Genomic DNA, 11220 nt, shown 5'->3' on the forward strand with positions numbered 1-11220 from the left:
CTGCGCGACATGCTTGCTGTCGCGTAATTCACGCTGTCCGCCTCCGGGGCCCCTGCATCGTCAGATCAGGCGTGGCGCGACACCTGACGGAACCCGGCGTGTCGGCCCAGGACATCATCGCCGCCTTGCAGCGGCAGAACACCGTCACGCCGTCGGGTTCCATCGACACCCAGGGACCGCAGGTCTTCATCCGGATCGACGGCGCCTATGACGGGGTGCAGGCGATCGCCGACACGCCGATCGTCGCCGCCGGGCGGACGCTGAAGCTGTCGGACATCGCGGAGGTTCGCCGCGGCTACGAGGATCCGCCGACCTACATCATCCGTCACCAGGGCGAACCCACCGTCATGCTGGCGACGGTCATGCAGGAGGGCTGGGACGGGCTCGCGCTCGGCAAGGCGCTGGAGGAACGCGCCGCGGGCATCGCGCGGTCGCTGCCGCTGGGGATGACGCTCGACAAGGTGAGCGATCAGGCCATCAACATCACCTCGGCGGTCGACGAGTTCATGATGAAGTTCGCGATGGCGCTGGGCGTGGTGCTGCTGGTCAGCCTGCTCAGCCTCGGCTGGCGCGTCGGCATCGTCGTGGCGGCCACCGTGCCGCTGACGCTCGCCGTCGTCTTCCTCATCATGCTGGAAACCGGCCGCTTCTTCGACCGCATCACGCTGGGCGCTCTGATCCTGTCGCTCGGCCTGCTGGTGGACGACGCCATCATCGCCATCGAGGTGATGGTGGTGAGGATGGAGGAGGGCGTCGACCGCATCAGGGCGGCGGCCTATGCTTGGAGCCACACGGCGGCGCCGATGCTGTCCGGAACGCTGGTGACCATCGCCGGCTTCCTGCCGGTGGGGTTCGCGCATTCGAGCGCCGGTGAGTATGCCGGCAACATCTTCTGGGTCGTCGGCTTCTCCCTGATCGTCTCCTGGGTCGTCGCAGTGGTCTTCACCCCCTATCTGGGCGTCAAGATGCTGCCGGCGATCGAACCGGTGGCGGGCGGTCACGCGGCGATCTACGGCACCCCGAACTACCGACGCCTGCGGCGGCTCATCACCTTCGCCGTGCGGCACAAGGTCCTGACCTGCGGCATCGTCGGCCTCGCCTTCGCCGTCGCCATCGTCGGCATGGGCGGCGTGAAGCAGCAGTTCTTCCCGACCTCCGACCGTCCCGAGGTGCTGGTCGAGGTCCGTCTGCCGGAAGGCACCAGCATCGAGACGACGACGGCCTCGGTCGAGAAGATCGAACGCTGGCTGGCCGATCAGCCGGAGGCGAAAATCGTCACCAGCTATGTCGGCCAGGGCGCTCCCCGCTTCTTCTTCGCCATGTCACCGGAATTGCCCGATCCCGCCTTCGCCAAGATCGTCGTGCTGACGCCGGACGCCGAGGCGCGCGAGGCCTTGAAGCACCGGCTGCGGCAGGCGGTGGCGCAGGGCGTGGTGCCCGAGGCCTATGTGCGCGTCACCCAGCTCGTGTTCGGACCCTACACGCCCTTCCCGGTCGAATTCCGGGTGATGGGTCCTGATCCGGCACAGCTCTACGGCATTTCCGAAAAAGCCCTCGCCATCATGCGCAGCGTGCCGGATGTCCGGCAGGCAAGCCGGGATTGGGGCAACCGCACGCCGGTGCTCCGCTTCACCCCTGACCAGGACCGCCTGAACCTCATCGGCCTCTCACCGGCCGAGGTCGGCCAGCAACTCCAGTTCCTTCTCACCGGGATCGCCGTCACCCAGGTGCGCGAGGACATCCGCAACGTCCCCATCGTGGCGCGCAGCGCCGGCGGCGAGCGCCTGGACCCGGCGCGTCTGGCCGACTTCTCGCTGACGAGCCGGACCGGCCAGCAGATCCCGCTCGACCAGATCGGCCATGCGGAGATCCGGCTGGAGGAACCGATGATGAAGCGCCGGGACCGGACATCGGTCATCACGATCCGCTCGGACATCAACGAGGCGACCCAGCCTCCGGAAGTCTCCAAGCAGATCATGACGGCCCTGGAGCCGCTGATCGCCTCGCTGCCGGCCGGCTACCGCATCGAAATGGGCGGATCGATCGAGGAATCCGCCAAGGCCAACACGGCGCTCGGCAAGGTCTTCCCCGTCATGATCGCGGCCATGCTGGTCTTCATCATGCTTCAGGTGCGGTCCTTCTCGACGATGGCCATGGTGCTCCTGACGGCACCGCTCGGTGTCGTCGGCGTCGTGCCCATGCTGCTCGCCTTCAACCAGCCCTTCGGCTTCAACGCCATCCTCGGCCTGATCGGTCTGGCCGGCATCCTGATGCGCAACACATTGATCCTGACCGAGCAGATCAAGGAGAACCAAGCGGCCGGGCTCGATGACTATCACGCCGTCATCGAAGCCACGGTGCAGCGGACGCGGCCGGTGATCCTGACCGCCCTTGCCGCGGTGCTGGCCTTCATCCCGCTCACGCACTCCGTCTTCTGGGGGTCGATGGCCTACACGCTGATCGGTGGCACGGCGGTCGGCACGGTGCTGATTCTGCTGTTCCTCCCCGCTCTCTACGCGGCATGGTTCCGCATCAAGCCAGCGGCAGCCGAGGAGGCGTCCAGCCCCCATGCCCGTCTCGGCGTGATCTGAAGCGTTTTCGAGGTGGTTCTCCAGAACAGGGAACCATGTGTGGACGGCCCTCTCGGCGCAAGAGGAGAATTCGTGTTGACGGTTGGTCGGGTGCATCCATGTGTCCGGCCTGTTGTCGCGACCTCTGATCGCTGGCCTTGATGAAGTCCGCGGATCAACGCCCAAATCACCTCAGCGCGCTCTTGGGCGCTTGGTCCCCGTGGGTTTGGTCGATCCCCGGTCTGACCGGTTCGTCATCACGTCTCACCACCTTACGCCATCCGCCTCGGCAGGGCCGTGGTCCGCTGCCGAGCCGAACCTCAACTACGCAGCGGTGGGCGCCGCGTAGGTCCCGCCGCGCGTCAGCACCGCCCAGGCGATGCGCGCGGTCTTGTTGGCCAGGGTGACGGCGGCGTCGGTCTTTCCCCGCTTCACATAGGGTTTGACGTAGGCAGGCGGCATCAGCTTCACCGTATGGCCCAGCGCCGCAATTTCCCGCGCCCAGTGGTGCGCCGTGCCACACGCCTCCATCCCCACCAGGCACGCCGGCAGGCCTTGAAAGAACTTCAGCACCTCGCTCCGTCGTAACTGCCGCCGGACCAGAACCTTCCCGTCGCCGTCGATGCCATGAACCTGGAAAACAATCTTCGCCAGATCCAGACCGATTGTCGTCACGCCCATGGTCGGCTCCTATGAGGTGGTTTCTTCTACGGTCAACGCTGTTCACCGGTATTTGGTGAAAGGGCCGTCCACCACATCACCTCACATTGAGTCCGCCAATCGGCCGTTTGACGGCCAGCCGCCAAAGTGTCCGGAAACCCACGTTGACGACGGCTTTCCGGAAACGTAGTTTGTCGGACGGGTTTCCGGACAAACGGAGCGGGCGGTGGCGAACATCGGCTATGCCAGAGTCTCGACCGCTGATCAGGATCCGGCCCTGCAACTCGACGCCTTGGCCAAGGCGGACTGCGAGCGGGTCTTCCAGGATCAAGCATCCGGAGCCAAGGCCGATCGGCCTGGTCTGGCGGCGGCCATCGCCTTCGCACGGGCCGGCGACAGTCTGGTTGTCTGGAAGCTGGACCGTCTTGGCCGATCTCTTCCGCACTTGATCGAAACGGTGAACCAGCTGGAGGCGCGCGGTGTGGGCTTTCGGTCGCTGACCGAAGCGATCGACACGACCACCCCCGGCGGCCGGTTGGTGTTCCACATCTTCGGCGCGCTCGGGCAGTTCGAGCGCGACCTCATTCGCGAACGGACCCGTGCCGGTTTGGTCGCTGCTGTTGCTCGTGGCCGGAAGGGTGGGCGCACGCCGGTGGTGACCGAAGACAAGCTGCGCCGGGCAAAGGCGCTCCTCGCCCAAGGCCTCACGGTTCGTGAAGCTGCTGCGCGGATCAAGGTCGGAAAGACCGCGCTCTATGCAGTTCTTGGCGTAAACGGAAGCGAGGATGGTGATCTATGAACGGAGTTCTTTGTCCGTTCCGCCTTAGCGTTGTTTAGCTGACACCTATCGCGCTGCCCTCATGTTCTCCACCACGGCGGAGGCGACGCTCCGGCGTCCGCTGGCGGAGCTTGCCGACGGGATGCTCCGGGACGTCGCCCTGGACGGACGTTTGGAGGCGATGATCACCGCCGGCTCCACCATCGAGGAGTTGGAGATCGACGCCGGGCAGGATGCCGAAGGGCGGCGGGCCCTGCAGATCAACGCCCGGCCGCTGAGCCGTTCGGACCGTCCGCTGATCCTGCTGGGCATCGAGGATGTCACCGAACGCAACCGCGCCCGGAAGGCGTTGGACGCCGCCAAGGCGTTGGCGGAGCAGGCGAGCACCGGCAAGACCCGCTTCCTCGCCGCCGCCAGCCATGATCTGCGCCAACCCGTGCAGGCCGCGGTGTTGTTCCACCATCTGCTGTCCACCCAGGATCTTCCACCGGCGTCGGCAAAGCTGCTTTCCAGTCTGGGCAACACGCTGGCCGCGCTCCATTCGATGCTGGAGGAGATCCTGCACGTGTCGCGTCTCGATGCCGGCGTGGTCGACGTTCGGATGAAACCGTTCCGGCTGCGCAGGCTCATCGACCGCCTTGTCGAGGATTTCGGCCCCCTCGCCCACGCCGCGGGCCTGAGCCTGCGCTCGGTCGACACCGGCGTCACCGTCCGCAGCGACCCGAAGCTGCTGGGCCGCATCCTTCAGAACCTGCTCGCCAACGCCGTGAAGTACACCGACAGCGGCCGTATCCTCATCGGATGCCGTCATGTCCGCGGTGCGGTGCGCATCCAGGTCTGGGACACCGGACTGGGAATTCCCGAAGGGCAACTCAAGGCGATCTTCGAGGAGTTCCATCAGGTCGGCAATTTCGCGCGCGACCGCCGCCAGGGGCTTGGGCTTGGCCTGTCGATCGTGGACCGTCTCGCCCTGCTGCTCCACCATCCGATCGGTGTCCGGTCGAGACCGGGGCGGGGATCGGTCTTCGAGATCGTCGTTCCGGTCACCGACGACGCCGAAGCCTTGGAGGACGCCGCCACCGAACCGGATCTCGACGGAACCGGACGGCGTGTGCTGGTGATCGACGACGACCCCGTGGTGCTCGACAGCATCCGCCAGTATCTCGAACGGCATCGCTTCGATGTGTTCGCTGCGGCGGATCGGGAGGCGGCATTGATGCTGATCCCCCCGCAGCGGCCGCCCCATCTGGTCATCGCCGACTACCGTCTCGTTGGCGAGGAGACCGGGGCGGATGTCATCAGAAATTTGAGAACCGCTTTCGGGATCGCCGTGCCCGGCATCATCCTGACCGGAGACACCTCGCCGGAGCGAATCCGGGAGGCCAGCCGCAGCGGCTTCTCGCTGCTACACAAGCCGATCACTCCACATGACCTCGCGGCGGCCGTGAGGGGCGCGTTGATGGACGACGGCATCGGTACCTGACGTCCTGCCATCGGATGGTCGGGAAAGGCGCGTGCCCTGCTGGGCCGCGCGTGCATGGAGCCTGAAGCCGGTGACCGCGGTGTCGAGCCGCTCGATAGCGGCAGCGCGGCCACGATTGCCGACGGCCTCTTTGAAAATACTATTAAGGACAGCATCGCACTGAATAGATCAGGGCGTATAAAAATTAAGAGGCTGCATTTTTCTATACGCGCACCGCTCTCTTTTGGGCGTGATGGGCTTTTTTATTTATAGTGAACTTGTATTTTTGCGGCGCAGCATAATCTAATTGCAAGACGACACAGGTCGAGCACAGCGCTCCCTGGCCACCCAATCAATCAATGGAGACGATTATGGCCGACGGCATGCCCCCGGTTCGCACGATCCGCAGCGCCAGCGACGAGGCGGCGGCAAAGGCGGAGAACTCCAAGGCTCACGCCATCCGGAGCGCCAGCGACGAAGGGACGGCGAGGGGCGGCAGTCCCGTCACCGCGCATTCCCGCGACCATTCGGCCCGGCCGTCCGATGGAACGGCGGCGCAAGCCGGCCGCATGGGCCAGGGCGTCGCCCGCCATGCCGATCGGAACCCCACGGCGGGCATGGCGTTCGGCACCGTCATGGCCTCGAACTATGAGGCGGCGTGTTCCGAGATCGTCCGCTTCATGCATCAAGCGGCCCAGCGCCAGAGCGACATGCTGAACGACATGCTCCGTGCACGCAGCCCGAGCGATGTCATGCTCGCCGGAAACCGCTACCTGCTTGGCGGGCTGCAGGCCTTCTTCGACACCCACGGCCGCATCGCCCGGGCCTCCGCCCATACGGCGGAGGAGGCGGATCGCAGGCCGAGCCGTCACGCCGCCTGATCCGGCCGGCATCCGCCGGTCATCCGCCGCCTCTTCGGGGGACGGCGGCGCCACCCCATGCCGTGGCAGGAGGATTTCCGTGAAAGCGCCCACGAACGACCGGACTACGTTTCCGGTGGCCGAAGAGCAGGTGACCATCCGCAAGCGTCAGCGGGTCACGGAAACGCTTCAGGTCCACACTGTCACCCACGAGCACGAGCAGCCACTCGAAGCCGAGTTGTCGACGCAGACGCTCCGCATCGAGCGGGTGCCATGCGACCGGTTCGTCGACCACGCGATCCCCGACCGCCAAGAGGGTGAGACGACCATCATCTCGGTCGTCGAAGAGGTCGCGACGTTGAGTGTGCGGCTGAAGCTGGTGGAGGAGGTGCGCATCACCCGCCACACCGAAATCCGCAGGGTTGACAACGCGGTCAAGCTGCGCCGCCAGGAAATCATCGTCGAACGGGGGCGGTCCCCACCCGACACCGAGGTCTGACCGCCCCCCGCAATCATCTGGATTCAACGGAGACCATCATGAGCACGATCGTCGTAGGACTCTACAAGGAGCCGCGCGCCGCCAAGAAGGCCTTTCACGCCCTCGTCGCGGCGGGGTGCCGGGAAAAGGACATCGACACCTTCGACGGGGCCGGCAACGCCGACAAGGCAACGCAGCAACTGCTCGGTCACGGTTTCACCAAGGACGTGGCACAGCGGTACGGTGCGGCCGTCAAGGAGGGGCATACCCTGGTGGCCGCCGACATCGCCGATCAGGACGCGGATGCCGCAGAGGCCATTCTCGACGAGAACGGTGCCGTCGGCCTTCCCGAAGCCGCCTCCCAGCCGGGGAAGGCGGCTCGCGGGGCGACGGTCGGGGAGGAAACCGTTCCCGTGGTCGAAGAGGATGTGGACATCGGCAAACGCCGCGTCGGCACGGGCGGGATGCGGGTGACGACGGAAGTCACCGAGACGCCGGTTCGGGAGACCGTCCGGCTGCGCGAAGAGACGGTGGATGTCGAACGCCGCAGGGCCGACCGCGTTCTCGGTGAAAGGGAGACGGACGCCGCCTTCGAGGAGAAGACCGTCGAGATGACGGCCACCTCCGAAACGCCGGAGGTGACCAAGGAAGCGCGCGTGGTCGAGGAGGTCGTGCTGTCCAAAAAAGCGGTCGAGCACGAGAAGACCGTCGAAGCCACGGCGCGGCGCACCGATGTGAAGGTTGAACCCACCGGCAACCGCTCCGGCACCAAGCGCTGACCTGAAGCCGCCCACCCAGGCCGTCTCCCAAAAGTCGCCTGTCATTGCCGGCGAACGCCTGCTCCACGACGGGGCAGGCGCCTCGGGACGGCCCGATCCAATGAGGGGAAGGCGGTTGGCCCCCGCCCGCATCGCCTTCCCCTTCGCACCATGTCGATCACGCTTCAGGAGACGTCCATTGCTTTCACGCACCAGCCGCAGAATGGTGACGTTCTCGCACCCCTTCGAATTATCGGGGATCGACGGCGTGCAGCCGGCGGGAACCTACATGGTCGAAACCGATGAGGAACTGGTCGATGGCCTGTCCTTTCCGGTTTACCGGCGTGTCGTGACGGTGATCCTGCTGCCGGCGCGCGCCGGCGGCACGACCCTCGCCCAGGCCGCCACGATCGATCCCTTGGACCTGGAGCGGGCCGAGGAGGCCGACGCGGCCATCCCACAGGCCACCCCATAGGCTGGTGCCACGGGCTATGATCCTGCGGCCCGGTTACAGCGCGCTCGGCAGCCAACCGGCGGCGCTCATCGCCTGCCAGGCCGCTCCCACGACGATCATGGAGAAAAGGAGGGCGCCGACCAGCGCGACGCAGAGCAGCGCGCCGTCCTCCTCCAGATAGGCGAAGGCGATCAGGACGATGAGCAGCGCCGGGGGAAGGTTGCTCAAGGGGACGGGGATGAGGAGGCTCGCACCAAGCAGCAGGACAACACCACCGACCGCCCGCTTGGTTGCCGTGAACGGGGTGGCCCAGCGCGGGCGGATGAACCGTTCCAGGTAGCGCAACACCGGAACGGCACGGCGGATGATCGTGGCCAGCCGGCGGGTCTCGACGTGACGGGTGGCGATGCGGCGGGGGAAGGCGGGGCCGGGGTGATCCAGGACCATCTGGAACGCGACGATGGTGAGCAGCACGCCGGCCATGGCCGATACGCCCGGAAGCACGCCGAGGAGCGCCAGCAGGAGCAGGACGACGCCGAAGGAACGATGACCGAGCCTGCCGGCGAGCCAGTCCAGCGTCACATGGTCCGCGGGCGCTTCGCCGAGAATCCCGTTCAGCACCACCGATGTGGGCGCACGCGCGATCATGGGAATGCCTCTTGGACGGTCGCCCCATCGGGAAAGGGGGCAGGTGGTTCGGACGGATGAAACGTGTGGGGCGGGGGAGAGGCCATGAACCAATCACAGGCAGGCCTGTTCATCGCCGCCGCCTCGGTCATCGCGGTTTCCGTCGCCCTATACCGGCGCGGCCGTCTCAGCGAGGCTGGGCTGGGCGGCGTTCTGGTCGGCATCGCCGCCGTGGTGGCGTGGATGCTCTCCAGTCCGTGATGGGTCTCACCTGGCGTTGGACAGAACGAAAGACCACCCGCGATGTTGATGCCGGGGTACGTCCTCATCGACCGTCTCCGGAGCCGATCGAATCCTGATCGCCCATCACGGTCGGCCAGCCACGGCCAGATGGGACGAACGAAAGAGGGGCTTCTCCCATGGGCACCGATAGAGGCACGGAACACCGCCGCCAGCGGCACCAAGCCGCTGGAGATGATGCAGCCGCAAATCGACAGGCCGGGATGGATGGCGATCCGGATCGGCGGCCCTTGAGGCCTGACATGGCCTTGGGGCTCTGGACATCCTGGATGGAAGCCAACGTCGGTGCCGTCCGCGATTGGAGCGAAGCCGTCAGGCCATGGTGGCAGGTTTCGCCCAACGATCTCACCGGCACCCTGCGGGACGCCGGAACCCGGCGGCTCAACGACGTCCTGGCCGACGACCCGGTGCTCCGGTCCGTCGACGGCCTATGGAGCGCCAATCCTTTCCGCAGCATCGTGCCGGTCGACTGGGCGGAAGTCGCCCGCGCGCTCCGGACCGTGTGGATGCTGTCGCTCAGCCGTCCGGACAAGGCCGTCCGCAAGGCCGCCGATGTCCAGGCGGCCGTCTGGACATCCGCGATGGAGGCCTGGAACGACGCGGGCCGCCGATGGTGGGGCATGGCCGGCGGCAAGGTGGCGGACGCCGCCGGGTCGGGATCGGCGCCCCACGGCGACAAGCGCTTCGCCGCGCCGGAATGGCACACCAACCCGGCCTACCGCACGCTCAAGGAGATGTACCTGCTGGCCTCCGACTGGCTGCTGGAGCAGGGCGAGCGTGCCGATGGCCTCGACGATGCCGAGCGGCGGCGGCTGACCTTCCATCTCCGCCAGTTCGTTGACGCCATGAGCCCGACGCTTCTGCTGTTCTCCAACCCGGCCGCCTTGCGCCGGGTGTTGGAAACCGGTGGCGTCAGCCTGGCCGACGGTGCGCGCAACCTACTCTCGGACCTGAGGGAGGGTCGCCTCAGCATGGTGGACGCCACCGCCTTCGAACCGGGGCGCAATCTGGCGACCACCCCAGGTCAGGTCGTCCACCGCAACCGGCTGATCGAGCTGATCCAGTACCAGCCGGCGGGCGGGGCGGTGCATGCTGTGCCGCTGCTCATCCTGCCGCCGTGGATCAACAAGTACTACATCCTGGACCTCCAGCCGAAGAACTCGATGGTACGCCATCTGGTCGAGCAGGGTTTCACGGTGTTCATGATTTCGTGGAGGAACCCGGACGCCTCCATGGACGGCGTCGGCTTCGACGACTACATGGACCTCGGCCCGCTGGAGGCCGCCGACGTGGTGCGCGACATCACCGGGGCCACCTCCATCAATGTGATGGGCTACTGCATCGGTGGCACGCTGCTCGCCATCACGCTCGCCTGGCTGGCGGCGAAGGGTGACACCCGGTTCAACGCCGCCACCTTCATGGTGTCGCTCCAGGATTTCTCCCATGTCGGCGACACCGCGGTGTTCATGGGCGAACCGGCGGTGGACTTCATCGAACAGCAGATGATGGAGCGCGGCTACCTCGACAGCCGGGAGATGAGCAACATGTTCAACCTCCTGCGCTCCAACGACCTGATCTGGTCGAACGTCGTCAACAACTACCTGATGGGCAACAAGCCCCCGGCCTTCGACCTTCTGTATTGGAACAGCGACGGCACCCGCATGGCGCGGGCGGCGCACAGCTGGTACCTGCGCAACACCTATGTCGAGAACAACCTGATCGCTCCGGGCAAGGTCAGGCTCAAGGGCGAGGCCATCGACCTCGGGCGCATCCCTCAGGACGTTTACGCGGTCGGCGCGGAGAAGGACCACATCGTGCCCTGGGACTCCGCGTGGCGCGTCACGCAGCTGCTCAAGGAGAGCAAGGTGCGCTACGTGCTGGCGTCCAGCGGGCACATCGCCGGCATCATCAACCCGCCCGGCGGCAAGGGCACCTACTGGACCAACGGCGCCGGAGAGCCCGGCGCGACCGCGCAGGCGTGGCGCGGGAAGGCCACCGCGCACAGCGGCAGTTGGTGGACGGACTGGACGGCATGGCTGGCCGAACGGTCGGGCCGAAAGGGAAAGCCGCCGACGCTGGGCAGCGCGACGCACCCGGCGCTCGCCGACGCGCCTGGAACCTATGTTCTGGAAAAGTAAGCCCGCCCCGCTTCCTCGCGGGTGCCGAGGGGGGTCAGGACTAGCATTACAGTTGCGCCTTACGCTTGTGGGCTTGGTTGGCGATGGCCTGATGGCATCGTCTCCAAGCTGACCATGCGATGACGGCAGCGGGCT

Annotated in this window: 10 protein-coding genes and 1 pseudogene; 9 read left to right on the top strand and 2 right to left on the bottom strand. The window is 66.4% G+C overall.

The features are described 5' to 3' along the window. Positions 1-71 precede the first annotated feature (71 nt). The gene (locus FHW79_RS31725; RefSeq protein ID WP_348984338.1) at positions 72-2591 is read left to right on the top strand and encodes an efflux RND transporter permease subunit; all 2520 of its coding nucleotides are present in this window, start codon (positions 72-74) and stop codon (positions 2589-2591) included. Between the two features lie 387 nt (positions 2592-2978). Here the strand turns inward: FHW79_RS31725 and FHW79_RS31730 are convergent. Then, positions 2979-3251, bottom strand: a pseudogene (locus FHW79_RS31730) (IS110 family transposase); the annotation flags it as partial. Between the two features lie 205 nt (positions 3252-3456). Between FHW79_RS31730 and FHW79_RS31735 the strand changes: the two are divergent. The 6 genes from FHW79_RS31735 to FHW79_RS31755 all read left to right on the top strand — a co-directional run bounded on the left by FHW79_RS31735 (position 3457) and on the right by FHW79_RS31755 (position 8041). Continuing rightward, positions 3457-4029: a recombinase family protein gene (locus tag FHW79_RS31735; RefSeq protein ID WP_183182605.1), complete on the top strand. Its 573-nt coding sequence runs from the start codon at positions 3457-3459 to the stop codon at positions 4027-4029. Between the two features lie 61 nt (positions 4030-4090). Continuing rightward, the gene (locus FHW79_RS31740) at positions 4091-5491 is read left to right on the top strand and encodes a hybrid sensor histidine kinase/response regulator (RefSeq protein WP_183182606.1); all 1401 of its coding nucleotides are present in this window, start codon (positions 4091-4093) and stop codon (positions 5489-5491) included. 350 nt (positions 5492-5841) lie between these two features. Beyond that, positions 5842-6351, top strand: coding sequence for a hypothetical protein (locus tag FHW79_RS33150; RefSeq protein WP_247884718.1), 510 nt, complete (start codon positions 5842-5844; stop codon positions 6349-6351). 79 nt (positions 6352-6430) lie between these two features. After that, entirely contained in the window at positions 6431-6829 is a 399-nt protein-coding gene (locus FHW79_RS31745; RefSeq protein ID WP_348984339.1) for a DUF2382 domain-containing protein, read from the top strand. A gap of 38 nt (positions 6830-6867) precedes the next feature. After that, positions 6868-7587, top strand: coding sequence for a YsnF/AvaK domain-containing protein (locus FHW79_RS31750; RefSeq protein WP_183182608.1), 720 nt, complete (start codon positions 6868-6870; stop codon positions 7585-7587). A gap of 202 nt (positions 7588-7789) precedes the next feature. Then, positions 7790-8041, top strand: a complete 252-nt coding sequence (locus tag FHW79_RS31755; protein ID WP_211108585.1) for a hypothetical protein — start codon at positions 7790-7792, stop codon at positions 8039-8041. A 33-nt stretch (positions 8042-8074) separates the two neighbouring features. Here the strand turns inward: FHW79_RS31755 and FHW79_RS31760 are convergent, their stop codons facing one another. Then, positions 8075-8668, bottom strand: coding sequence for an exopolysaccharide biosynthesis protein (locus tag FHW79_RS31760; RefSeq protein ID WP_183182610.1), 594 nt, complete (start codon positions 8666-8668; stop codon positions 8075-8077). A gap of 84 nt (positions 8669-8752) precedes the next feature. On the opposite strand from FHW79_RS31760, the gene FHW79_RS31765 reads away from it, so the two are divergent. Together FHW79_RS31765 and phaC are read left to right on the top strand one after the other, a co-directional pair. Beyond that, positions 8753-8908 (top strand): hypothetical protein, encoded by a 156-nt coding sequence (locus tag FHW79_RS31765; protein WP_183182611.1) that lies wholly within the window; start codon positions 8753-8755, stop codon positions 8906-8908. A gap of 308 nt (positions 8909-9216) precedes the next feature. Continuing rightward, positions 9217-11085, top strand: a complete 1869-nt coding sequence (phaC, locus tag FHW79_RS31770) for a class I poly(R)-hydroxyalkanoic acid synthase (protein WP_211108586.1) — start codon at positions 9217-9219, stop codon at positions 11083-11085. Positions 11086-11220: the final 135 nt, after the last annotated feature.

Source organism: Azospirillum sp. OGB3 (assembly GCF_014192915.1).
Lineage (GTDB): Bacteria > Pseudomonadota > Alphaproteobacteria > Azospirillales > Azospirillaceae > Azospirillum.

What these genes read in the sequence shown, in the direction of transcription:
- phaC (WP_211108586.1), top strand. Translation starts at nt 9,217, where the DNA reads ATGGAAGCCAACGTCGGTGCCGTCCGCGATTGGAGCGAAGCCGTCAGG.
- FHW79_RS31755 (WP_211108585.1), top strand. Translation starts at nt 7,790, where the DNA reads ATGGTGACGTTCTCGCACCCCTTCGAATTATCGGGGATCGACGGCGTG.
- FHW79_RS31750 (WP_183182608.1), top strand. Translation starts at nt 6,868, where the DNA reads ATGAGCACGATCGTCGTAGGACTCTACAAGGAGCCGCGCGCCGCCAAG.
- FHW79_RS33150 (WP_247884718.1), top strand. Translation starts at nt 5,842, where the DNA reads ATGGCCGACGGCATGCCCCCGGTTCGCACGATCCGCAGCGCCAGCGAC.
- FHW79_RS31765 (WP_183182611.1), top strand. Translation starts at nt 8,753, where the DNA reads ATGAACCAATCACAGGCAGGCCTGTTCATCGCCGCCGCCTCGGTCATC.
- FHW79_RS31740 (WP_183182606.1), top strand. Translation starts at nt 4,091, where the DNA reads ATGTTCTCCACCACGGCGGAGGCGACGCTCCGGCGTCCGCTGGCGGAG.
- FHW79_RS31760 (WP_183182610.1), bottom strand. Translation starts at nt 8,668, where the DNA reads ATGATCGCGCGTGCGCCCACATCGGTGGTGCTGAACGGGATTCTCGGC.